Origin of the sequence: Mycobacterium sp. 3519A, from assembly GCF_900240945.1 — a bacterium.
Lineage (GTDB): Bacteria > Actinomycetota > Actinomycetes > Mycobacteriales > Mycobacteriaceae > Mycobacterium.
This window is the reverse complement of the sequence record NZ_OESG01000012.1, coordinates 645,657-669,307: the sequence shown is the minus strand read 5'-3', so window position 1 is coordinate 669,307 and position 23,651 is coordinate 645,657. Positions and strand designations below refer to the sequence as shown.

Here is a 23,651-nt window from a genome sequence, read left to right as displayed (position 1 = left end):
CCAGGTCGGTAGGGTGTCTACGCCATGAACCTGCGTCCCACTCAACCCGTCGGCGAACTGCTGGGGCGGCTGGCACAGCAGGTGCGGGCGGTGCCCGCAGGTGGGGGAGCCGTGCCGGACGTTCGGGTCACCGGCGTCACGCTGCGCGGCCAGAACGCCCAGCCGGGCGACCTGTTCGCGGCGCTGCCGGGGGCGTCGGCGCACGGCGGGCGCTATGCCGCTGACGCGGTGGCGCGCGGCGCCGTCGCCGTCCTGACGGACCCGCAGGGTGTCGACGCGATGGGTGCCGACGTCGACGTGCCTGTGCTGCTGCACCCCGAGCCGCGTTCGGTGCTCGGCGAATTGGCGGCCACCGTCTACGGACACCCGTCGGATCGGCTGCGGGTGATCGGCGTGACGGGCACGTCCGGCAAGACCACCACGACGTATCTGGTGGAGGCGGGCCTGCGCGCCGCGGACCGGGTGGCAGGCCTGATCGGCACTGTCGGCGTCCGCATCGACGGCCGCGAGCAGCCCAGCGCGCTCACCACGCCCGAGGCGCCCGACCTGCAGGCGCTGCTCGCGGTGATGGTCGAACAGGGTGTCGACACCGTCGTGATGGAGGTGTCCAGCCACGCGCTGACCTTGGGCCGCGTCGACGGCGTTCATTTCGCGGTCGGTGGCTTCACCAACCTGTCGCGCGACCACCTCGACTTCCATCCGACGATGCAGGATTACTTCGACGCCAAGGCGCGGCTGTTCGACCCGCAATCACCCACGCACGCAACGCTTTCCGTAATTTGCATCGACGACGACGCAGGACGCCAGATGGCCAGGGTCGCACACCAGCCGGTGTCGGTCAGCGCCACCGGACGCGACGCCGACTGGCGGGTGGAGAACATCAGCACCGTCGAACTCGGCGCGCAGGAGTTCTTCGCCGTCGACCCCGCGGGCGTGCACCACGGGCTGCGGATCGGGCTGCCCGGCCGCTACAACGTCGGCAATTGCCTGCTGGCGATCGCGCTGCTGGACGCAGTCGGGGTGTCGCCGGAACAGGCCGCGCCGGGACTGCGCACCGCCACCGTGCCCGGTCGACTCGAACCGATCGACCGCGGGCAGGGCTTCCTCGCGCTGGTCGACTACGCGCACAAACCCGGCGCGCTGCGGGCGGTCCTCGAGACGCTGCGCGCGCAGAGCGACGGCAGGCTCGCCGTCGTGTTCGGCGCTGGCGGCAACCGCGACCCCGGCAAGCGGGAGCCGATGGGGCTGGTCGCGGCCGAACTGGCCGACCTGGTGGTGGTCACCGACGACAACCCCCGCGACGAGGACCCCGCCGCGATCAGGGCGGCGATCGTGGCAGGCGCCAAACAGGGCGCGGCCCAGGTGGTCGAGATCGGCGACCGCCGTGAGGCGATCGGCCACGCGGTGGCGTGGGCGCAACACGGTGACGTGGTGCTGATCGCAGGCAAGGGCCACGAGGCGGGCCAGACCAGCCACGGGCAGACCAAACCGTTCGACGACCGCATCGAACTCGCGGCGGCCCTCGAATCGCGAAGGCCCCGGCCGTGATCGAGCTGACCGTGGCCCAGGTCGCCGACATCGTCGGCGGCAGGCTCGCCGACATCACGCCGCACGAGGCGGAAACCACCCGCATCACCGGCACCGTCGAATTTGATTCGCGCGCAGTCACTCCCGGCTCGTTGTTCCTCGCGCTGCCCGGCGCGCGCTCGGACGGCCACGACTTCGCAGCCGCCGCCGTCGACGCGGGCGCCGTCGCTGTGCTGGCCGCACGTCCGGTGGGGGTGCCCGCGATCGTGGTCGACCCCGCACCCGCCCGCGATGCCGGTGCCAGCGTGCTGGAACACGACACCGACGGATCGGGCGCCGCGGTGCTCGCGGCGCTAGCGCGACTGGCGCAAGCGGTCGCGGCGGAACTGGTCGCGGGCGGGCTGACGATCATCGGGATCACCGGTTCCTCCGGTAAGACCTCGACGAAGGATCTGCTGGCCGCGGTGCTCGCGCCGCTGGGCGAAGTGGTCGCACCGCCGGGATCCTTCAACAACGAACTCGGCCACCCGTGGACGGTGTTGCGCGCCACCGAGTCCACCGACTACCTGGTGCTCGAGATGTCGGCGCGCCATCCAGGCAACATCGCGGCGCTCGCCGAGATCGCGCCGCCGTCGATCGCCGTCGTACTCAACGTCGGCACCGCGCACCTCGGCGAATTCGGCTCAAGGGAGGCCATCGCGGCGACCAAAGCCGAACTGCCGCAAGCAGTTCCAGCGTCGGGCGTGGTGATCCTCAACGTCGACGACACCGCGGTGGCCGCGATGGCCGAGCAGACCTCCGCGCGGGTGGTGCGGGTGGGTCGGTCGGCCACCGCCGATGTGCGGGCGCAGGCCGTCACACTCGACGCGCTGGCCCGCCCGCGGTTCACCCTGCACACCGAAGCCGGGCAGATCGACGTCGCGCTGGCCGTACACGGCGATCATCAAGTCTCGAACGCGCTGTGCGCGGCGGCCGTCGCGCTCGAGTGCGGTGCGACCCTCGACCAGGTCGCCGCCGCGCTGGCCGCGGCCACCCCGGTGTCCAAACACCGCATGCAGGTGGCCACCCGCACCGACGGGGTGACCGTCATCAACGACGCCTACAACGCCAACCCGGACTCCATGCAGGCGGGGCTGAAGGCGCTGGCCGCCATCGCCCGCGAGGGCGGCGGGAAGCGGCGCAGTTGGGCGGTGCTCGGTGAGATGGCCGAACTCGGCGACGACGCGATAACCGAGCATGACCGCATCGGCCGGTTGGCGGTGCGATTAGATGTGTCTCGACTCGTCGTCGTGGGAACCGGGAGGGCTATGAGCGCCATGCACCACGGGGCGGTGATGGAGGGATCGTGGGGCTCCGAGGCCACCATGGTCGCCGACGCCGACGCCGCGCTGGCATTGCTTCAGGCCGAACTGCAGGCCGGCGACGTGGTGCTGGTGAAAGCCTCGAATGCGGCAGGGCTGGGTGCGCTTGGCGACGCGCTGACCGCTGAGGCTCGCCGATGAGGCAGATCCTCATCGCCGTCGGCATCGCGCTGACGGTGTCGATCCTGCTGACACCGCTGCTGATCAAGCTGTTCACCCGCCAGGGGTTCGGCCACGAGATCCGCGAGGACGGGCCGCCAAGCCACCACAAGAAGCGCGGCACCCCGTCGATGGGCGGCGTCGCGATCGTGGCGGGCATCTGGGCGGGCTACCTGGGCACCCAGTTGATCGGCATCGTGATGGACGGCAAGGGGCCGTCGGCGTCGGGTTGGCTGGTGCTCTTCCTCGCCACCGCGCTGGGCGCCGTCGGGTTCGTCGACGACCTGATCAAGATCCGCCGGGCCCGCAATCTGGGCCTGAACAAGACTGCCAAGACCATCGGCATCCTGGCCGCCGCCGTGCTGTTCGGCGTGCTGGCCCTGCAGTTCCGCAACGCCGACGGGCTGACGCCGGGCAGCCCGGAACTGTCGTACGTGCGCGAGATCGCCACCGTCACTCTGGCCCCGGCGATCTTCGTGCTGTTCTGCATCGTGATCGTCAGCGCCTGGTCGAACGCGGTGAACTTCACCGACGGCCTCGACGGCCTCGCCGCGGGCGCGATGGCCATGGTGTGCGCGGCGTACGTGCTCATCACGTTCTGGCAGTTCCGCAACGCCTGCGCCACCAGCCCCGGCCTCGGCTGCTACAACGTGCGCGACCCGCTGGATTTGGCGATCATCGCCGCGGCGACCGCGGGCGCCTGCATCGGCTTCCTGTGGTGGAACGCCGCGCCCGCCAAGATCTTCATGGGCGACACCGGGTCGCTGGCGCTGGGCGGCATCATCGCCGGACTGTCGGTGACCAGCCGCACCGAGATGCTGGCCGTCGTGCTCGGCGCGCTGTTCGTGGCCGAGGTGACGTCGGTCGTCGTGCAGATCATGGCGTTTCGGACCACAGGGCGCCGGGTCTTCCGGATGGCGCCGTTCCATCACCACTTCGAACTCGTCGGCTGGGCGGAGACCACCGTCATCATCCGGTTCTGGCTGCTCACGGCGATCGCGTGTGGGCTCGGTGTCGCGCTCTTCTACAGCGAGTGGCTGACCACAGTCGGGGCCTGACGTGGAGCTGTCAGGGGCCAAGGTCCTCGTCGCCGGTGCCCGCGTCACCGGCCGCGCGATCCTGGCCGCGCTGACGCCGCTCGGCGCACGCGCCACGCTGACCGACGACAGTCCGTCGATGCTGACCGAGTTCGCACAGAACGGCGTCGCGGTGATCGACGCGGCCAGCGCCGCCGAGCGGATCACCGACTTCGACCTGGTCGTCACCAGCCCAGGCCTGCCGCCGACCGCGGCGGTGCCTGCCGCGGCAGCGGCAGCGGGCGTGCCGATCTGGGGAGACGTCGAATTGGCTTGGCGGCTGGACGTTTCCGGCCGGTACGGGCCGCCGCGACGCTGGCTCGTCGTGACCGGCACCAACGGCAAGACCACGACCACGTCGATGCTGCACGCGATGCTGGTCGCCGCGGGCCGCAGCGCGCTGCTGTGCGGCAACATCGGCGACCCGGTGCTCGATGTGCTCGAGCAGACGGCCGAGTTGATGGCCGTCGAGCTGTCCAGCTTCCAACTGCACTGGGCGCCGTCGCTGCGTCCGGAGGCGGGCGCGGTGCTCAACGTCGCCGAGGATCACCTGGACTGGCACGGGTCGATGGAGGCCTACGCCCGCGACAAGGCCAGGGTGCTGGACGGCCGCGTCGCCGTGGTCGGACTCGACGACCCGGTCGCGGCGGGCCTGCTGGGAGGCGCGGCCGCCGGCGTGCGGGTCGGCTTTCGGCTCGGTGAACCGGGGCCGGGGGAGTTGGGTGTGCGCGACGGCGTGCTCGTCGACAACGCGTTCGGCGACGACGTGCCGCTCGTCGACGCCGATGCGATCCCGGTGGCAGGCCCGGTAGGGGTGCTCGACGCGTTGGCCGCCGCGGCGCTGGCCCGCGCCGTCGACGTGCCACCGGAGGCCATCGCCGCCGCGCTGCGCGGCTTCGAGGTCGGTAAGCACCGCGCGCAGGTGGTCGGTGACGTCGACGGCGTCAGCTACGTCGACGACTCCAAGGCCACCAACCCGCACGCAGCGCAGGCGTCGATCACCGCGTATCCGCGGGTGGTCTGGATCGCCGGCGGCCTGCTGAAGGGCGCCTCGGTCGACGAACTGGTTGCTGCAGTGGCGAATCGCCTGGTCGGAGTGGTGTTGATCGGTCGCGACCGGAACCTGATCCGGGATGCGTTATCGCGACACGCCCCGGATGTCCCCGTCGTGGAGGTTGTGACGGGGGAGGATTCTGGGGTGCGTGGGGTAAATGTGACTCGACTGATGACTGAGGTCGTCGACGCCGCCCGCGGCTTGGCGACTCCCGGCGACACCGTGTTACTGGCCCCGGCCGGTGCGTCCTTCGACCAGTTCAGCGGCTACGGCCAGCGCGGCGATGCGTTCGCCGCCGCCGTCTCCGCACTGACCCGGTAGGCGCCGGTGAGCAACATCCTGACCCGGTTGCGGCACCGGCGTACGAAGCCGAACACCGAACCGGGCGGCGACGGCGTCGTCACGGCCGAGGCACCTGCGCCGCGGACCAGATTCGGTGCGTGGCTGGGCCGGCCGATGACGTCGTTCCACCTCATCATCGCGGTCACCGCGCTGCTCATCACGCTGGGCCTCACCATGGTGTTGTCCGCCTCGGGGGTGCACAGCTACGACGAGGACGGCTCACCGTGGGCGATCTTCGCCAGGCAGGTGCTGTGGACCATCGTTGGGTTGTTCGCGTTCTACGTCGCGCTGCGCATGCCCGTGCAGTTGATGCGCAGGCTGGCGTTCACCGGCTTCGCGCTCACCATCGTGATGCTGGTGCTGGTGCTGATCCCGGGCGTCGGCACCGAAGCCAACGGTTCCCGCGGTTGGTTCGTGATCGCCGGGTTCTCCATGCAGCCGTCGGAACTGGCCAAGATCGCGTTCGCGATCTGGGGTGCGCATCTGCTCGCGGCGCGGCGCATGGAGCATGCCTCGCTTCGCGAGATGCTGATCCCGCTGGTGCCGGCCGCGGTGATCGCGCTGGCGCTGATCGTCGCGCAGCCAGACCTGGGGCAGACGGTGTCGCTCGGCATCATCCTGCTCGGTCTGCTCTGGTACGCGGGCCTGCCGCTGCGGGTGTTCTTGTCCTCACTGCTCGCGGTGATGGCGTCGGCGGCCGTGCTGGCGGTCTCCGAGGGATACCGATCCGACCGGGTGCAGTCCTGGCTCAACCCGGGCGCCGACTCGCAGGGCTCCGGCTACCAGGCACGGCAGGCCCGGTTCGCGCTGGCCAACGGCGGGGTGTTCGGCGACGGGCTCGGGCAGGGCACCGCGAAGTGGAACTATCTGCCCAACGCCCACAACGACTTCATCTTCGCGATCATCGGCGAGGAACTCGGGTTCGTCGGCGCCATCGGGTTGCTGTGCCTGTTCGGGCTGTTCGCCTACACCGGCATGCGGATCGCGCGGCGGTCCGCCGACCCGTTCCTGCGGCTGCTGACCGCCACCGCGACGCTGTGGGTGATGGGCCAGGTGTTCATCAACGTCGGCTACGTGGTCGGCCTGCTGCCGGTCACGGGGCTGCAGCTGCCGCTCATCTCGGCGGGTGGAACATCAACCGCGACAACACTTTTGATCATCGGCATCATGGCAAACGCGGCCAGGCACGAACCGGAGGCGGTGGCCGCGCTGCGCGCGGGGCGCGACGACCGGGTCAACCGGTTGTTGCGGCTGCCGCTGCCGGAGCCGTACGTGCCGACCAAGACCGAGGCGCTGCGCGACCGGTTGCGCACCAAGCCCGGCGCCGCGCCCGCCAAGTCGGCGCGCAAACCCGAGCGCAAACCGGATCGCAAGCCCGCGCCCGCCAAGAAGCGCAAACCCCAACCGGCCGACCGGCAGGGTCGGCGCGCAGGGCATCATGGAGGCGCCCAGCGACAGCGCCGGGCGAGAACATTGGAAGGCCAGCGTTACGGGTGAGCGCATCGATCGTCCTTGCGGGCGGCGGCACAGCGGGGCATGTCGAACCCGCCATGGCCGTGGCCGACGCGCTCACCGCGCTCGACCCGGAGATTCGCATCACTGCGCTGGGCACCCAGCGTGGCCTGGAAACGCGACTGGTGCCCGAGCGCGGATATCGACTCGAGTTGATCACTCCCGTGCCGCTGCCGCGCAAGCCGTCGGGTGACCTGCTGCGGTTGCCGCTGCGGGTGCGACGCGCCGTCCGGCAAACCCGCGCTGTGCTCGACGACGTCGACGCCGACGTGGTGATCGGCTTCGGCGGCTACGTCGCACTGCCCGCGTACCTGGCCGCCCGCGGCGGGCCGTTGCGGCGCCGCGTTCCCGTCGTGGTGCACGAGGCCAACGCGCGCGCCGGCTGGGCCAACCGGGTGGGGGCGCGCTCCGCGCAGCGGGTGTTGTCCGCGGTGTCCGATCCCGGGTTGAAGCGCGTCGAGGTCGTCGGGGTGCCGGTGCGCGCATCGATCACGGCGCTGGACCGCAAGGCACTGCGCAGCGAGGCGCGGGCGCACTTCGGCTTCGCCGATGACGCCAGGGTGTTGCTGGTGACCGGCGGCTCCCAGGGCGCACAGCGAATCAACCAAGCCGTCGCCGGCGCTGCGAAAGACCTTGCCGCCGCTGGCATTTCGGTACTGCACGCGCACGGCCCGAAGAACACCCTCGACCTTCGCGAACCCGCCGACGGGGATCCGCCGTACGTCGCCGTGCCGTATCTGGATCGGATGGACCTGGCCTATGCGGCGGCCGATCTGGCGGTCTGCCGGTCGGGGGCCATGACGGTCGCCGAGGTGACCGACGTCGGCCTGCCCGCGGTGTACGTGCCGCTTCCGATCGGCAACGGCGAACAGCGACTCAACGCGCTGCCCGTAGTCACCGCGGGCGGCGGTCTGCTGGTCGACGACGCCGACCTCACCCCGGCCTTCGTGGCGGACACGGTGACAGGCCTGCTCAACGACGACGCCAGGCTGCGGGCGATGACCGCCGCCGCCGCGCTCGCCGGGCACAGGGACGCGGCGCAGCGAGTCGCAGAAGTGGCGCTCGAAGTCGCGAGAAAGCGGTTGCGATGAACGGCAATTCGCTGCCGGACGAGCTGCAGCGGGTGCACATGGTCGGCATCGGCGGAGCCGGTATGTCCGGTATCGCGCGCATCCTGCTCGACCGGGGCGGCATGGTGTCCGGTTCGGACGCCAAGGAATCGCGCGGGGTGATCGCGCTGCGCGCCCGCGGCGCCTCGATCCGGATCGGGCACGACGAGTCGTCGCTGGACCTGCTGCCGGGCGGACCGACCGCGGTGGTCACCACGCATGCCGCCATTCCCAAGACCAACCCCGAACTGGTGGAGGCGCGTCGCCGCGGCATTCCGGTGATCATGCGGCCCGTGGTGCTGGCCAAGCTGATGGCCGGGCACACCACGCTGATGGTCACCGGCACCCACGGGAAGACCACCACGACGTCGATGTTGATCGTGGCGTTGCAGCACAGCGGCTTTGATCCCTCATTTGCGGTCGGAGGCGATCTCGGCGAGGCGGGCACCAACGCCCACCACGGCAGCGGCGACTGTTTCGTCGCCGAGGCCGACGAGAGCGACGGATCGCTGCTGGAGTACACCCCCGACGTCGCCGTGGTCACCAACATCGAGGCCGACCACCTTGACTTCTTCGGCAGCGCCGAGGCCTACAGCGCGGTGTTCGACGGCTTCGTCGAGCGTCTGAAACCCGGTGGCGTGCTGGTGGTCTGCACCGACGATGCCGGTGCCGCCGGGCTTGCCGAACGCACTGCCGCGCTTGGCATTCGGGTGCTGCGGTACGGAAGCGACCCGGCGCAACAGCTGGCGGGCACACTGTTGAGTTGGGAGCAGCAGGGCACCGGCGCGGTCGCCCACATCCAACTCGACGGGGAAACGCACCCCAGGGTGATGCGGCTGTCGGTGCCTGGCAGACACATGGCGCTCAACGCGCTCGGTGCGCTGCTGGCGGCCACCCACATCGGCGCGCCTGTCGACGCGGTGCTCGACGGGCTGGCCAACTTCGAGGGCGTGCGGCGGCGTTTCGAACTGGTCGGCACCACCAACGGCGTGCGGGTCTTCGACGATTACGCGCATCACCCGACCGAGGTGGCCGCCACCATCACCGCTCTGCGCGCGGTCGCTGCGCAGGGCGACCCCGGATTCGCAGGCCGCTCCATCGTCGTGTTCCAGCCGCACTTGTATTCGCGGACAGCGACTTTCGCCCGCGAATTCGGGCAGGCCCTCAGCCAGGCCGACGAGGTGTTCGTCCTTGACGTCTACGCCGCGCGGGAACAACCGATGGCGGGCGTCAGCGGCGCGATGATCGTCGACCACGTCACCGCCCCGGTGACCTACGTGCCGAACCTCTCCGCGGTGGCGGAGCAGGTGGCCGCGGCCGCCGACCCCGGCGATGTCGTCATCACCATGGGCGCAGGCGATGTCACGATGCTGGGCAAGGAAATCCTTGCCGCGCTTCGTATCAGGGCCAACCGCAGCGCACCGGGCGGGTCGGGGAAAGCGCTGCGATGACCGAGCCGACCGAGTCGACCGATCAGGACACAGGCGAGGCAGGCGCCCCGCAGGAGACGTTGCCGCCTGCCGCGGCTGCCGACTACGAGGGGCCGCGACGACGGGCCCGGCGGGAGCGCGAGGAGCGCCGCGCCGCGCAGGCCAGGGCGATGGCGATCGAGAATGCCCGCCGGGAGGCGAAACGCCGCGTCATGGGCGGGCCGGCCGACGACTCGAAAAAGCTTGGCCGCCGGGCGGTTCGGGGCCTGAAGGTGCTGATGTGGTCGGCGCTGATCAGCGTCGTGGTGGTCGGCCTCGGCCTGCTGCTGTACTTCACGCCGATCATGTCGGCGCGCAACATCGTCGTGGTCGGATTGGGCGCGGTGACACAGGACGAGGTGATCGCCGCCGCCGCGGTGCAACCCGGCACACCGCTGCTGCAGGTCGACACCGACGCGGTGGCCGAGCGCGTCGCGGCGATCCGGCGGGTGGCCAGTGCGCGCGTCCAGCGGCAGTACCCGTCGACGTTGCGTGTCACCGTCGTCGAGCGAATCCCCGTCGTGGTCAAGGACTATCCGGACGGGCCCCACCTGTTCGACAAGGACGGCGTGGACTTCGCGACGGCACCGCCGCCAGCGGGCGTGCCGTATCTGGACACCGACAACCCAGGCCCCAGCGATGCCCCGACCAAGGCGGCGCTGCAGGTGATGACCGCGCTGCGCCCCGAGGTGGCCGGACAGGTCGGCCGCATCGCCGCGCCGTCGGTCGCCGCGATAACGCTGACGTTGATCGACGGCAGAACCGTGGTGTGGGGCACCACCGACCGCACCGAGGAGAAAGCGCTCAAGTTGGGCGCGCTGCTGACCCAGCCGGGTCAGACCTACGACGTGTCCAGTCCGGACCTGCCCACCGTCAAATAGCTCATTGCTGTTCGGGTGGGGTGCAGTCCAGCCACACGCCGTTCTCCCGGACGAGCATCGCCGAATTGGTTCGTGACTGCGGCTCCGTGTCGCCCACCCGCTGCGTCACCGTCACGTCGGCCGTCGCGGTGTCACCGACGATCACGATGTTCTCGACTTTGTCGAGTTGCACCGACATCGATTGCTTGACGACGTCCAACATCGTGGTCCTGTAGGCGTTTGCGTCCTTGCGGATCACCGCATCCGCCGCTGCCTGTAGCGACTGCTCGGAGGCACCGGGGAACTGCGCGCCGAGTTGAGCGGCGAACGCCTGCGCACCCATCGAGGCCGCGGCATCGGCCGGGTACATGTCCATCGGCGGGATGGCGCTGTCCACCGACGAGGCGTGCTCGCGGTACTTCGGGCAGGTCAACTGCCCGACCTTGGCGAAGTCCCATGCGCCGAAAGCGGCGCTTTCCTGGGTGAGGACGTCCCGGACCTGGTCCTCGTCCGAGGCTTTCGGGGTTGGTGCAGGCGACGACTCCTTGGCTACCTCGGACGTCGGCGTGGGGGTGGGTTCGCTCTTCTCACTCTTGTCCCCACAGCCCGAGAGGGCCAGCGCTGCTGCGAACACGGCGATCCCGGCGATACGGATGTTCCGACCCATCAAAGCCCCCCCTAGGCGTAAGCACAGCAAAGTGTTTGGTTGATTGTGGCAGCAACGCCGGGCGGTTAGCGCGGACTTCGGCGAACACACGTTGCGCGGAAAATCTCGACACGTGCTTCGGCGCGCCTGCACGGCTACGCCGCGACCGCCCCCTACCGTTCTGGATGCGCGGAACAACTTGACATAACTATAACCCTCTGGTTGAGGTTGAGAGTTTGCCGAGGTGTTGCGCACGTGGAATCGCAACAAGGGAGGAAGGCGACAGATGACCCCCCCGCACAACTACCTCGCCGTCATCAAGGTGGTCGGCATCGGCGGTGGCGGCGTCAATGCCGTCAACCGGATGATCGAGCAGGGCCTCAAGGGCGTCGAGTTCATCGCGATCAACACCGACGCGCAGGCGTTGTTGATGAGCGACGCCGACGTCAAGCTCGACGTGGGCCGCGACTCCACCCGCGGTCTCGGCGCTGGAGCCGACCCCGAGGTCGGTCGCAAGGCCGCCGAGGACGCCAAGGACGACATCGAAGAACTGCTGCGCGGCGCCGACATGGTGTTCGTCACCGCCGGTGAGGGTGGTGGCACCGGCACCGGCGGGGCGCCGGTCGTCGCGACCATCGCGCGCAAGCTAGGTGCGCTGACCGTCGGCGTGGTGACGCGGCCGTTCTCCTTCGAGGGCAAGCGGCGCAGCAACCAGGCCGAAAACGGCATCACCTCGCTTCGGGAGAGTTGCGACACCCTGATCGTCATCCCCAACGACCGGCTGCTGCAGATGGGCGATGCCGCCGTGTCGTTGATGGACGCGTTCCGCGCCGCCGACGAGGTGCTGCTCAACGGCGTGCAGGGCATCACGGATCTGATCACCACGCCCGGTCTGATCAACGTCGACTTCGCCGACGTAAAGGGTGTGATGAGCGGCGCGGGCACCGCGTTGATGGGCATCGGGTCGGCGCGGGGTGACGGCCGTGCGCTCAAGGCCGCCGAGATCGCGATCAACTCGCCACTGCTCGAGGCTTCGATGGAGGGCGCGCAGGGGGTGCTGTTGTCCGTGGCGGGCGGCAGTGACCTCGGGTTGTTCGAGATCAACGAGGCCGCGTCGCTGGTGCAGGACGCCGCCCATCCGGAAGCCAACATTATCTTCGGCACGGTCATCGACGACTCGCTCGGCGACGAAGTTCGGGTGACGGTGATCGCCGCGGGCTTCGATGCCCAGGGGCCCGGCCGCAAACCGGTGGTCGGCGCCACCGGCGCGCAGTCGATCACGCCAGGAAAGGCCGGGACGGTCAGCACCTCGTTGTTCGACCCTGCGGATGCGGCCAGCGTGCCGGTGCACACCAACGGCGCGACGGTGAAGATCGGTGGCGACGACGGTGGCATCTCTGACGATGACGTCGACGTGCCGCCGTTCATGCGCCACTGATGCACGTGCGGATACTGGGCGAGTGACCGTTCGTATCCGCCGCGTGACCACCACCCGCGCTGGCGGCGTCTCCGCGCCGCCGTTCGATACCTTCAATCTCGGCGACCATGTCGGTGACGATCCGGCGGCCGTGGCCGCCAATCGGAAACGACTCGCCGCCGCGCTGAAATTGGGCGACGACCGCGTGGTGTGGATGAACCAAGTGCACGGCGATCATGTGGTGCGTGTCGACGGCCCGGTCGAGGTGGCCGTCGACAATACCGATGCATTGGTCACTACCACGCCGCGATTGGCTTTGGCGGTGGTAACCGCCGATTGTGTTCCGGTTTTAATGGGCGATGCCCGCGCGGGCGTGGTGGCGGCCGTTCACGCGGGGCGGGTCGGTGCGCAGAAGGGTGTCGTGGTCAGGACGGTGGAGGCCATGCTCGAGGCGGGCGCTCGGGTCGACGACATCTCGGCGTTGTTGGGTCCCGCGGTCAGCGGAGCCAACTACGAAGTGCCCGCGCAGATGGCCGCCGACGTCGATGCCGCGCTGCCCGGCAGTCGCACGACCACCTCGCGGGGCACCCCCGGTCTTGATCTACGAGCCGGAATCGCTAGGCAATTAACGACTTTGGGGATCACGGCCATCGATGTCGACCCGCGCTGCACAGTGGCCGACCGCAATCTGTTCAGTCATCGTCGCGATGCACCGACGGGACGGCTGGCGTCGTTGGTGTGGATGGAATGACCGCGATGGCGAGCACACGTGAACGGGAACTGGCCGATGCGCTGACGGCGCTGCGGGCCCGACTGGACCGCGCCGCCGAGGCCGCAAATCGCAATGCAAATGAAATTGAATTACTGCCCATAACGAAATTCTTTCCGGCTAGTGACGTACTTATTTTGCATCGTTTGGGGTGTCGACAATTCGGCGAATCGCGCGAACAGGAAGCGTCGAATAAATGCGCGGAAGTCGGTGCGGTGTTGGGAACTGAGCCGATTCGCTGGCATATGGTCGGGCGGATTCAGCGCAACAAAGCGCGGTCGATCGCGGGATGGGCGTACGCCGCGCACTCGGTCGACAGCGCCAAGCTGATCGCCGCGCTGGACCGGGCCGCCTGCGACGCGCTGGCCGACGGCCGCCGGGCCGAACCGCTGCGCGTCTACCTCCAACTGAGCCTCGACGGCGACGAGTCCAGGGGAGGAGTGGCCATCGGCAGGCCGGAATCGGTGGACGAACTGTGCGCCGCCGTCGACGCCGCCGACGGGTTGGACTTCGTCGGGCTGATGGGCATTCCGCCACTGGACGCCGATCCCGACGAGGCTTTCGCGCGGCTGCAAGAGGAAAGGGATCGGGTGCAGAAGTCCTATGACCAGCGCCTCGGGCTGTCGGCCGGTATGTCCAGCGACCTCGAAAGCGCGGTCAAACACGGTTCGACGTGTGTGCGTGTCGGTACCGCGCTGATGGGGCAACGACCGCTAACGTCACCCTGAGTAGTCACTCTAGTCACATCTTCATCACAGACAACAGAGTCAGAACACCTCGGAAGGGTCCACCGATGAGCACACTGCACAAGGTCAAGGCCTACTTCGGTATGGCGCCGATGGAGGACTACGACGACGAGTACTACGACGACGACGACCGCGCCCCCGCCCGCAGCTACTCACGTCGGTCCCGCGACTTCGAGGACGACGGATACGGCCGCGGTTACGACGACAGGCTGCCCGGCCGCGACTACGACGAGCCGAGCTTCCGCGGCGGCTACCGCGACGAGGACAGGTTCGACGCCAGGCTGCGTGGCCCGCGCGAATTCGACCGGCCCGCACCCCGATTCAGCTCCCTACGTGGCTCGACGCGCGGCGCGCTTGCGATGGACCCGCGCCGCATGGCCGAACTCTTCGACGCAGGCAGCCCGCTGTCGAAGATCACCACGCTGCGCCCGAAGGACTACAGCGAGGCCCGCACGATCGGCGAACGCTTCCGTGACGGCACCCCGGTGATCATGGACCTGGTGAGCATGGACAACGCCGACGCCAAACGACTCGTCGACTTCGCTGCCGGGCTGGCGTTCGCGTTGCGCGGTTCGTTCGACAAGGTGGCCACCAAGGTCTTCCTGCTCTCACCGGCCGATATCGACGTCAGCGCCGAGGAGCGCAGGCGGATTGCGGAGGCCGGCTTCTACGCGTACCAGTAGGTATTCGGCGCGGCAGGTAGGCTGGCGTCGCGCTTCGCATGCGATGAGTTGCGGAGCTGTATCCAATGTCACACCTCTGCCCGTAGTGAGGACGGCTGTCGTTGTCGCTCTTCTTCGAGATCCTCGGTTTCGCGCTGTTCGTCTTCTGGCTGTTGTTGATTGCGCGCGTCGTCGTCGAGTTCATCCGGTCGTTCTCCCGCGACTGGCAGCCCAAGGGGCTGACCGTGGTCGTGCTCGAGGTGATCATGACGGTCACCGACCCGCCGGTGAAATTGCTGCGCCGGCTCATTCCGCAGCTCACCATAGGCGCGGTCCGGTTCGATCTGTCGATCATGGTGCTGCTGCTGGTGGCGTTCATCGGGATGCAGCTGGCGTTCGGCGCCGCGGCGTGAGATCCGGCCCGCGAGCCGGTATTTGGCGACCGGGACGCTAGCTGCGAACGGTTTGCCGAGGGCAATATCGCGGGTAAGAAGATTGAAATTCGCTCTTAAAATTCAGCCTCTTCTGCAACCGCCGGGTCTGGTGTGACAGGATGGACGCCAGTTACGTTCCAGTTAGGCTCTACACTTTGAGATCGGTTGACGGTCCAGAACTCCAAGGGGGCAGACAATGCCGCTCACACCAGCCGACGTTCACAACGTCGCGTTCAGCAAGCCACCGATCGGCAAGCGAGGCTACAACGAGGACGAGGTCGACGCCTTCCTCGATCTGGTAGAGAACGAGCTGACCCGCCTCATCGAGGAGAACGCAGACCTTCGTCAACGCGTCTCGGAGCTCGACCAGGAACTGGCCAGCGCCAGGGCCGGTGGCGGGGCGCAGCCCACCACAAGCATCCCGGTCTACGAGCCCGAGCCCGAGCCGACTCCCGCGCCGCAGCCGGTCTACGACGCCCCGGCCCAGCCCGCCGCTCCGGCCAGCGAGGAAAGCCACATCAAGGCCGCGAAGGTGCTCAGCCTGGCCCAGGACACCGCCGACCGGCTGACCGGCACCGCGAAGGCCGAGTCGGAGAAGATGCTGGCCGACGCCCGCGCCCAGGCCGACGCGATGGTCAGCGAGGCCCGGCAGACCGCCGAGGCCACGGTGGCCGAGGCGCGCCAGCGCGCCGACGCCATGCTCGCCGACGCCCAGACCCGGTCGGAGGCGCAGCTGCGCCAGGCCCAGGAGAAGGCCGACGCCCTGCAGGCCGACGCCGAGCGCAAGCACTCCGAGATCATGGGCACCATCAATCAGCAGCGCACCGTGCTGGAAGGCAGGCTCGAGCAGCTGCGCACGTTCGAGCGCGAATACCGCACCCGGCTCAAGACCTATCTGGAATCGCAGCTCGAAGAGCTGGGTCAGCGTGGCTCCGCAGCACCGGTGGATTCCAGCGCCAACAACGACGGCGGTGGCTTCAACCAGTTCAATCGGGGTAACAACTAACCCGCTGACACATGCTCATAGTCGCGCTAGTCCTCGCCGTCATCGGCCTGGCGGCCCTGGTGACCGCCGTCGTCACCAGCAACGAACTGATCGCGTGGGTGTGCATCGCCGCCAGCGTCATCGGTGTCGTGCTGTTGATCGTCGATGCGCTGCGCGAGCGGTCCAAGGGTGATGCGGCGCAGGCGCCCGCAGAACCCGAACCCGAACCCGAACCCGAATCCGAAGAGCCCGAGTTCGCCGAGGATTATCCCGAGGAGGAGCCTCCCCTCGCGCAGGACGACGAGTCCGAGGAACAGACCACCGTGGTGGAGTCCCACGACGAGGACACCAACACCCGCTAAACCGTTGGGGTAGCGAGCAATTCACGCACTTCGTCGTCGGTGACCTGGTGGAAGTCTTCGAACACCTGGCCGACGGCCTCGAAGCCGGGCGGTGTCGTCGCACACACCACGTCGTCGGCCTCTTCGGCTAACTGCCTGCACGCCGACGCGGGCCCCACCGGCACCGCCACCACCACCTGAGCCGGTCCGACCGCCCGCACCGCGCGCACGGCCGCGAGCATGCTGGCACCCGTCGCGATGCCGTCGTCGACGAGGATCACCGTGTTGCCCGCGATGTCGACCGGCGGCCGCCCGCCACGGTAGGCGGTCTCGCGGCGGTGCAGTTCTTCGGTCTCGCGGGCGATCGCGGCCTGCAGTTGTTCGTCGCTGATGCCGAGGTTGCGCACCAGGTTGTCGTTGATGACCACGCCGCCGCCGGTAGCCAGGGCGCCCATCGCCAGTTCCTCCCACTGCGGTACGCCCAGCTTGCGCACCAGGAACACGTCCAGCGGCGCATGCAGGTACGACGCCACTTCCCAGGCGACGGGCACGCCGCCGCGCGCCAATCCGAGCACCAACACGTTTTCTGTTCCGCGGTAGGACGCCAACTCCTCAGCCAGGACGTGGCCGGCTTCGCGGCGGTCCCGGAAGGTGCGCCTCGCATTGCGGCGGGCGAGCCCGCTCCATCCGCTCATCGCGATCTTTTCGATATCGGGGACATGTTCAGCGTACGTCCAGGGGTACCCATAGATGTGGGCATCGAATACGAAAGCGTCGTCGACCATCCGCTCGACGAGGTGTTCGCCTGGCACACCCGGCCCGGCGCGATGAGGCGGCTGGTGCCGCCGTGGCAACCGATGACCGTCGTGGCGGAGACGCCGTCGCTGGCCGACGGGCGGGCCGTGCTTGGCCTGCCGGGTGGGCTGCGGTGGGTGGCCCAGCACGATCCGGCGGGATTCGATCCGCCGCATTGTTTCGTCGACGAGTTGTCGTCGCAGGGCCTTGCGTCGTGGCCCGCGCGCATCGTCGGCCGGTGGCGGCACACGCATGAGTTCAGCGCGCACGCGGGGGGCACGAAGGTCCGCGACCGCGTCGACACCACCGTGCCCGGGGCCGCGTTGCGCTCGACATTCGTCTACCGGCATCGGCAGTTGGCCGAGGATCTGGCCGCACACCGCGCCGCGGCGGCGCCGCCGATGGTGGTGGCGATCTCGGGGGCTTCCGGTTTGGTCGGCGAGGCGTTGGCGGCGTTCCTGTCCACAGGTGGGCATCGCGTCATCCGCCTGGTGCGTCGGAGGGCCGCCAATAGCCTTGAGCGCCAATGGGATCCGAGCTGTCCGGCGCCGAATCTGCTGTCGGGCGTTGACGCGGTCGTGCATCTGGCCGGTGCCTCGATAGCGGGCCGTTTCACCGATCGGCACAAGGCTGCGATCCGGGACAGCCGCATCGAGCCGACCCGCAGGCTTGCCGACGCCGCGGCTCTGTCAGACGACGGACCCACCACGTTCGTCAGCGCCTCGGCGATCGGCTACTACGGATTCGATCGAGGCGATGCGCTGCTGGGGGAGGACAGCGCGCGCGGCGACGGCTTCCTGGCCGACGTGGTGGCCGACTGGGAAGAGGCGACGGCGCCTGCCGCAGAGGCGGGCCTGCGGGTGGTGACCGTGCGCACGGGGATCGTGCAGTCCGCCCGCGGCGGCACGCTGAAGTTGATGCGACCGCTGTTCGCGGCGGGGTTGGGCGGGCGCCTCGGTAGTGGCGAGCAGTGGTTGTCGTGGATCGGGTTGGACGACCTGCTCGACGTGTATCACCGGGCGCTGTACGACGCGCGGCTGAGCGGACCGGTCAACGCGGTGGCACCGGATCCGGTGCGCAATGCCGACTACACCAAGGCGCTGGCGGCGGTGCTGCACCGGCCCGCGGTGCTGCCGGTGCCGCCACTGGGGCCCAAGCTGCTGTTGGGGGAGCAGGGCGTGCGCGAACTCGCGGCGGCCAACCAGCGGGTGCTACCCGCGAAGTTGCAGTCGCTGGGGCACCGCTTCCGGCGGTCCAAACTCACCGACGCGCTCGGTCACGAACTCGGGCGCGGCTGACGCGCGACGTGCGCCAGAAACCCGTCGACGAGGGCGCGCACCCGCTTACCGTCAGCGAATTCACTTGTGCGGGCGAGCAATTCGTCGTGACGCAGACCGGCACCGACGACTTCGCCGTCCCGGTCGTCGGCCAGCCACGTGTCGAGCAGTTCGCGGTCGATCTCGGGGTGGAATTGCAGCGCGAGGCAGCGGCCGAGCACGAACGCCTGTGACGAGTCGGCAGTCCTGGCGATCTCGGTGGCGCCGGGCGGCAGCGTCCAGCGGTCGAAGTGCCACTGGAACCACGGCCCCCTCGGTATCAGGTCGGTGTCGTCGGTTTCGATGTCGTACCAGCCGATCTCGGCTGCGGGTGCCCGGCTCACCGACCCGCCGAATGCCTGGGCCAGGAGTTGACCGCCGAAGCAGACACCGAGCACGGCGACTCCGGCGTCGACGGCCTCACGGATGAGTCGTGTTTCGGCGCCCACCCAGGTGCGGCGCAGCGCGTCGTCGTAGACGGGCCAGCGGGCGCCGAGGGGGACGATCACGTCGTAGCCGCTTGGGTCAGGGAAGGTGACGTCGCAGGCGGGGCTGTCGACGCGCTCGGCGGGCACCACCTCGAAGCTGTCGACGTCGAAGCCGCTGTCGGCGAAGGCTTCGCCGAGCAGGCCCTCGGTCGCGAGGTGCTCGTTGCGCAGAAACAGAACCTTGGACGTCACTCCGACATTATTTCGGCGGTGGCATGGGTGGCGCATCGTCGGGGGCGAGTTCGGCGGCGATCTTGCGGAACAGCGGATCGGCCTCGTTGCGGTAATTGCCCTGGTCGTCGAACGCCTCGGGGCTGAAGGTGACGGCGGCGGCGATTGCGATCTTCTGTGCAGGTAAGTAGGCCTCGACCGCGGCGTAGCCACCGAACATCGGGTTCTGCACCAGCCAGTTGCCCGAGATCACGATTCCGAGGCCGTAGGTGTAGCCGTCGGTCATCGCGTCGCAGGTGGTGCAGCCGGGTTGTTTGTGCGTCCTGCCGCGAAGGTCGGTGGACACCATCTTCTGGTAGGAGTCGGCGGTGAGCAGGCGACCCGAACCGATGCCCGCCGCGGTGGCCTCCAGGTCGTAGATATTTGTCGTCTGCACCGCACCGTGGGTGATCGTCCACGACGGGTCCCAGAACGTCGACTCCTCGTAGAAGTCGGTGCCCGACGGGATCTCGAGGAAGGCCCGGCGTTCCGAGGTGAACGCGTGCAGTACCGGTGGGGGGATCTCGGGGGTGAGGGAGGCCGCGGTATTCGTCAGGCCGAGGGGGCGAAGCACCTTGTCGGACAACAGCTTCGACATCTCTTCGCCGGTGGCCTTCTCGAGCGCCATGCCAAGCAGCACGTAGTTGGTGTGCGAATAGTTCCAGTTCGTGCCTGGCGGATAGAGCAGCGGCTTGTTGACGGCGTAGCTGAGCATGTCGGGAACGGTCCAGCGCCGGAACGGGTTTGCGTACAGCGCGTCGTTCATCGCGGTGTTGCCGATGACGTAGTCGACGTAGCCGGACGTCATCTGGGCGAGTTGGCCGAGCGTGACCCGGTCGGCATGCGGTATGTGCGGCAGCCACTTCGACAGCTTGTCGTCGAGGCTGACCTTCTTCTCGTCGACGAGTTTCAGCAGCAGGGTGGCCACATACGAGATCGCCACGGCGCCGTTGCGGAAATGCATTGCAGGGGTCGCGGGCACACCGGTCATCGATTCGCCGACGGCCTGGGTGACCAGTTCCTTGCCGTCGATGGTCACCCGGACGATGGCGGCCCGCAGATGCGCCTGCGCCATGGTGTCGCGGACGATCCGCATCACGGCGTCGGCCTTGGCGGTGTCGGTGGTCGAGGTGGGGGTCTGGCTGGGCAGCGCGCCGGGAGCACAGCCGCCGAGCATGACGAGAGCGCACGTGCTGGCGAGCAGGCGCCGTACCGCGGCCATAGTGCGTAAGTTAACGCACCAGCGGGCATCCCAGGGCGTGTCTGTCCTTGCGGAATGGTTCCTCACGTCCGCGGAGCGCGGGAATCCGAGTTGGCGCCTGCCGGCGTGGAGCGACGGCAACGAGGCCGAGGCGCTCGTCCACGGGGCGACGTACTTCGACCGCCTCGTGGACGAGGTGGAGGCGCTCGGACCCGGTGATCACCTGTTTTTCAGCGACTGGCGCGGAGACGCCGATCAGCGGCTGCGGGAGGCCGGCCCGACCGTCGCGCAACTGTTCCGTGCGGCCGCCGAGCGCGGGGTCCTCGTCAGAGGCCTGATGTGGCGGTCCTACCCCAACAAGCTGCAGTTCAACGAGGAGCAGAACCGCCATCTCGCCGAATCGATCGAACGCGCGGGCGGCGAGGTGCTGCTGGACCAGCGGGTGTTGCTCGGCGGTTCACACCATCAGCGCCTCGTGGTGCTTCGCCATCTCGACGAACCGCACCGCGACACCGCGTTCATTGGCGGGATCGACCTGTGCCATTCGCGGCGCGACGACGCGGCGCACCGCGGTGATCCGCAGCCGGTGCAGATGTCGCACCATTACGGCCCGCGGCCTCCGTGGCACGACGTCCAGTTGCAGGTGCACGGTCCGGCGGTGGCCGCGCTGGATGCCACCTTCCGCGAGCGGTGGACGGCCAGAGCACCGCTGAACGTCTTCAATCCGCTGGAGTGGCTGCGGGGCCGGTTTCTCGACGCCGACGCCGGCAGGCGCGCGTTGCCGGAGCCGCCGCCCGACCCGCCGCCGTGCGGTCGGCATGCCGTGCAGGTGTTGCGGACGTACGGCGATGCGCTGATCAAGTACGAGTTCGCCAAGAACGGGGAACGCAGCATCGCCCGCGGCTATACCAAGGCGGTGCGGCGCGCCCGGCGGCTGATCTACCTCGAAGACCAGTACCTGTGGTCGGAGGAGGTGGCGAAGCTGCTCGCCGGTGCGTTGACGGCGAATCCGGAGTTGCAGTTGGTGGCCGTCGTGCCACGGTATTTCGATCTCGAGGGCGGGTTCGGTCATCCCCCGACGGTGGTGGGGCGCCAGTTGGCGGTGGACGCCTGCCGACGCGCGGCGCCGGATCGGGTACACGTGTTCGACGTGGAAAACCACGAGGGCACACCGGTTTACGTGCACTCGAAGGTCTGCGTCATCGACGACACTTGGGCGTGTGTGGGCAGTGACAACTTCAACCGACGGTCGTGGACGCATGACAGCGAACTGTCCTGCGCGGTGCTGGACGCCGACGACGTGTTCGCACGCGATCTGCGGTTGCAGTTGTTGCGCGAGCACCTCGACAGGGCCGACGACGGTAGTGAGGACGGCGGACTGGCCGACCCCGGCACGGCCGTCGACGAGATCCGTTCCGCGGCAGAGAGGTTGGAAGCATGGCATGCATCGGGCCGCCGGGGCCGGCGGCCGCCCGGTCGGCTGCGTCCCCACCCGATCGACCGCGTCGACGCGCTGACCCGGCTGTGGGCGGAACCCGCGTATCGGCTGATCTACGACCCCGACGGGCGGTCGTATCGCGATCGGCTGCTGGGGTGGCGGCCGTGAACCTCGCCGACTGGTTCCTCACCGAATCCGAACGCGGCAATCCCGCTTCGACGATGCCGGCCTGGTGTGCAGGCAATCGGGCCGAACCGCTGATCCACGGTGCGACGTACTTCGACCGCCTCGTGGACGAGGTGGATGCGCTCGGCGCGGGAGACCATCTGTTCTTCACGGACTGGCGCGGTGACCCCGACGAGAAGCTGCGCGACGAGGGGCCGACCATCCGCGACCTGTTCTGGCGTGCGGCCGAAAGAGGCGTCGTCGTGAAGGGTTTGGTGTGGCGGTCGCATCTGGACAAGTGCCAGGACAGCGAAGAGGAGAACGAGCACCTCGGCGAGGCGATCGAAGAGGCAGGCGGTGAGGTGCTGCTCGATCAGCGGGTGCGGTTCGGTGGCTCGCATCATCAGAAGCTGGTGGTGCTGCGCCATCCGGCAGAGCCTGCGCGGGACGTGGCCTTCGCGGGCGGCATCGATCTGTGCCACTCGCGCCGCGACGACGCGTCGCATCGGGGTGACCCGCAGGCGGTGCAGATGTCGAAGCGCTACGGCGACCGTCCACCGTGGCACGACGTCCAGTTGGAACTTCGGGGGCCCGTCGTCGGCGCGCTCGATCACACGTTCCGGGAGCGGTGGAACGACCCGGCGCCGCTGGATACTTTGTCACCGATCGCGTGGATCGAGGACAAGCTCCGCGGTGCGGACCTCAAGCCGGGGGAGTTGCCGGAGCAACCGCCGGATCCGCCGGTGTGCGGGTCGCACGCCGTGCAGGTGCTGCGCACATATCCCGACGCACACTTCGAATACGACTTCGCGCCCCACGGCGAGCGCAGCGTGGCGCGCGGCTACAGCAAGGCGGTGCGTCGGGCCAGGAGGTTGATCTACCTCGAGGATCAGTACCTGTGGTCGAAGCGGGTGGCGCGGTTGTTCGCACGCGCGTTGGAGGAGAATCCGGAGTTGCATCTGGTCGCGGTGGTGCCGCGGTATCCCGACGTGGATGGGGCACTTGCGTTGCCGCCCAACATGGTTGGCCGTCGTCAGGCGATCGATGCGTGCAAGGAGGCCAGCCCAGAGCGGGTGCACATCTTCGACGTCGAAAACCATCAGGGCACACCGGTTTACGTGCATGCGAAGGTCTGCGTCATCGACGACACCTGGGCAAGTGTCGGGAGCGACAACTTCAACCGTCGGTCGTGGACGCATGACAGCGAATTGTCCTGCGCGGTGCTCGACGAGAACGGCGAGTTCGCACGCGACCTTCGACTGCGGTTGATGCGGGAACACCTCGATCGCGACGACGACGACGGACTGGCCGATCCCGAAGCGGCCGTGCGGGAGATGGTGGCCGCCGCCGAGGCGTTGGAGGGCTGGTATGCGTCCGGGTGCGCGGGACGGCGTCCGCCGGGGCGGCTGCGACCACACAAGGCCGAGCGACTCGGACTGCTGACAAGGCTGTGGGCCGATCCCGCCTATCGGATGTTCTACGACCCGGACGGCCGGTCGTACCGGGACCGGCTCAGACGCCGGCTGTGATTCTGGGGCGCTGGCCCGACGCGTCGGAGGTCAAACCGTT

22 protein-coding genes are annotated in these 23,651 nt (G+C 68.7%); 18 read left to right on the top strand and 4 right to left on the bottom strand.

The features are described 5' to 3' along the window. Positions 1-24: 24 nt before the first annotated feature. From C1A30_RS05450 to C1A30_RS05415, 8 genes are read left to right on the top strand one after another with little or no spacing between them, the layout of a single operon-like run. Positions 25-1,548 (top strand): UDP-N-acetylmuramoyl-L-alanyl-D-glutamate--2,6-diaminopimelate ligase, encoded by a 1,524-nt coding sequence (locus C1A30_RS05450; RefSeq protein ID WP_101947196.1) that lies wholly within the window; start codon positions 25-27, stop codon positions 1,546-1,548. After that, positions 1,545-3,029, top strand: coding sequence for a UDP-N-acetylmuramoyl-tripeptide--D-alanyl-D-alanine ligase (gene murF, locus C1A30_RS05445; RefSeq protein ID WP_101947195.1), 1,485 nt, complete (start codon positions 1,545-1,547; stop codon positions 3,027-3,029). Before C1A30_RS05450 ends, murF begins: the two co-directional genes overlap by 4 nt. Further along, complete coding sequence (gene mraY / locus C1A30_RS05440; protein WP_101947194.1) at positions 3,026-4,105, top strand: phospho-N-acetylmuramoyl-pentapeptide-transferase; 1,080 nt, start codon at positions 3,026-3,028, stop codon at positions 4,103-4,105. The genes murF and mraY overlap by 4 nt, the downstream gene beginning before the upstream one ends. A 1-nt stretch (position 4,106) precedes the next feature. Then, positions 4,107-5,498 (top strand): UDP-N-acetylmuramoyl-L-alanine--D-glutamate ligase, encoded by a 1,392-nt coding sequence (gene murD / locus C1A30_RS05435; protein ID WP_101947193.1) that lies wholly within the window; start codon positions 4,107-4,109, stop codon positions 5,496-5,498. Between the two features lie 6 nt (positions 5,499-5,504). After that, entirely contained in the window at positions 5,505-7,016 is a 1,512-nt protein-coding gene (gene ftsW / locus C1A30_RS05430; protein ID WP_101947192.1) for a putative lipid II flippase FtsW, read from the top strand. A 53-nt stretch (positions 7,017-7,069) separates the two neighbouring features. Continuing rightward, positions 7,070-8,122, top strand: a complete 1,053-nt coding sequence (murG, locus tag C1A30_RS05425; RefSeq protein ID WP_235009698.1) for an undecaprenyldiphospho-muramoylpentapeptide beta-N-acetylglucosaminyltransferase — start codon at positions 7,070-7,072, stop codon at positions 8,120-8,122. Then, complete coding sequence (gene murC, locus C1A30_RS05420; RefSeq protein WP_101947191.1) at positions 8,119-9,591, top strand: UDP-N-acetylmuramate--L-alanine ligase; 1,473 nt, start codon at positions 8,119-8,121, stop codon at positions 9,589-9,591. Before murG ends, murC begins: the two co-directional genes overlap by 4 nt. After that, positions 9,588-10,490 (top strand): cell division protein FtsQ/DivIB, encoded by a 903-nt coding sequence (locus C1A30_RS05415; RefSeq protein ID WP_101947190.1) that lies wholly within the window; start codon positions 9,588-9,590, stop codon positions 10,488-10,490. Before murC ends, C1A30_RS05415 begins: the two co-directional genes overlap by 4 nt. A gap of 1 nt (position 10,491) precedes the next feature. Here the strand turns inward: C1A30_RS05415 and C1A30_RS05410 are convergent, their stop codons facing one another. After that, positions 10,492-11,136 carry a hypothetical protein gene (locus C1A30_RS05410; protein WP_101947189.1) on the bottom strand — a complete coding sequence of 215 codons (645 nt, stop codon included), beginning with the start codon at positions 11,134-11,136 and terminating at the stop codon, positions 10,492-10,494. Positions 11,137-11,401: 265 nt separating this feature from the next. On the opposite strand from C1A30_RS05410, the gene ftsZ reads away from it, so the two are divergent. The 7 genes from ftsZ to C1A30_RS05375 all read left to right on the top strand — a co-directional run bounded on the left by ftsZ (position 11,402) and on the right by C1A30_RS05375 (position 16,490). Next, positions 11,402-12,553: a cell division protein FtsZ gene (ftsZ, locus tag C1A30_RS05405; protein WP_101947188.1), complete on the top strand. Its 1,152-nt coding sequence runs from the start codon at positions 11,402-11,404 to the stop codon at positions 12,551-12,553. 22 nt (positions 12,554-12,575) lie between these two features. Next, entirely contained in the window at positions 12,576-13,283 is a 708-nt protein-coding gene (gene pgeF, locus C1A30_RS05400; protein ID WP_200828166.1) for a peptidoglycan editing factor PgeF, read from the top strand. Between the two features lie 5 nt (positions 13,284-13,288). Further along, entirely contained in the window at positions 13,289-14,029 is a 741-nt protein-coding gene (locus C1A30_RS05395) for a YggS family pyridoxal phosphate-dependent enzyme (protein ID WP_200828165.1), read from the top strand. A 65-nt stretch (positions 14,030-14,094) separates the two neighbouring features. Beyond that, positions 14,095-14,730: a cell division protein SepF gene (locus C1A30_RS05390; protein ID WP_101947185.1), complete on the top strand. Its 636-nt coding sequence runs from the start codon at positions 14,095-14,097 to the stop codon at positions 14,728-14,730. 101 nt (positions 14,731-14,831) lie between these two features. Next, complete coding sequence (locus C1A30_RS05385) at positions 14,832-15,122, top strand: YggT family protein (protein WP_067799052.1); 291 nt, start codon at positions 14,832-14,834, stop codon at positions 15,120-15,122. 217 nt (positions 15,123-15,339) lie between these two features. Continuing rightward, positions 15,340-16,149 (top strand): DivIVA domain-containing protein, encoded by an 810-nt coding sequence (locus C1A30_RS05380; RefSeq protein WP_101947184.1) that lies wholly within the window; start codon positions 15,340-15,342, stop codon positions 16,147-16,149. Positions 16,150-16,160: 11 nt separating this feature from the next. Next, entirely contained in the window at positions 16,161-16,490 is a 330-nt protein-coding gene (locus C1A30_RS05375) for a hypothetical protein (RefSeq protein ID WP_101947183.1), read from the top strand. Here C1A30_RS05375 and C1A30_RS05370 read toward each other — a convergent pair. Further along, positions 16,487-17,164, bottom strand: coding sequence for a phosphoribosyltransferase (locus C1A30_RS05370; RefSeq protein WP_200828198.1), 678 nt, complete (start codon positions 17,162-17,164; stop codon positions 16,487-16,489). The genes C1A30_RS05375 and C1A30_RS05370 overlap by 4 nt on opposite strands. Before the next feature lie 57 nt (positions 17,165-17,221). Between C1A30_RS05370 and C1A30_RS05365 the strand changes: the two genes are divergently transcribed. Continuing rightward, positions 17,222-18,562: a TIGR01777 family oxidoreductase gene (locus C1A30_RS05365; RefSeq protein ID WP_101947182.1), complete on the top strand. Its 1,341-nt coding sequence runs from the start codon at positions 17,222-17,224 to the stop codon at positions 18,560-18,562. Here the strand turns inward: C1A30_RS05365 and C1A30_RS05360 are convergent. Further along, positions 18,541-19,260 (bottom strand): type 1 glutamine amidotransferase, encoded by a 720-nt coding sequence (locus C1A30_RS05360; protein ID WP_101947181.1) that lies wholly within the window; start codon positions 19,258-19,260, stop codon positions 18,541-18,543. The genes C1A30_RS05365 and C1A30_RS05360 overlap by 22 nt on opposite strands. A 7-nt stretch (positions 19,261-19,267) precedes the next feature. Further along, on the bottom strand, positions 19,268-20,500 hold the full coding sequence (locus C1A30_RS05355; protein WP_101947180.1) for a serine hydrolase domain-containing protein: 1,233 nt from the start codon (positions 20,498-20,500) through the stop codon (positions 19,268-19,270). Between the two features lie 37 nt (positions 20,501-20,537). Here C1A30_RS05355 and C1A30_RS05350 point away from each other — a divergent pair, with 37 nt between their 5' ends. Further along, positions 20,538-22,085: a phospholipase D family protein gene (locus C1A30_RS05350; RefSeq protein WP_101947179.1), complete on the top strand. Its 1,548-nt coding sequence runs from the start codon at positions 20,538-20,540 to the stop codon at positions 22,083-22,085. A 53-nt stretch (positions 22,086-22,138) separates the two neighbouring features. Continuing rightward, the gene (locus tag C1A30_RS05345; RefSeq protein WP_101947658.1) at positions 22,139-23,611 is read left to right on the top strand and encodes a phospholipase D family protein; all 1,473 of its coding nucleotides are present in this window, start codon (positions 22,139-22,141) and stop codon (positions 23,609-23,611) included. Positions 23,612-23,651 lie beyond the last annotated feature (40 nt).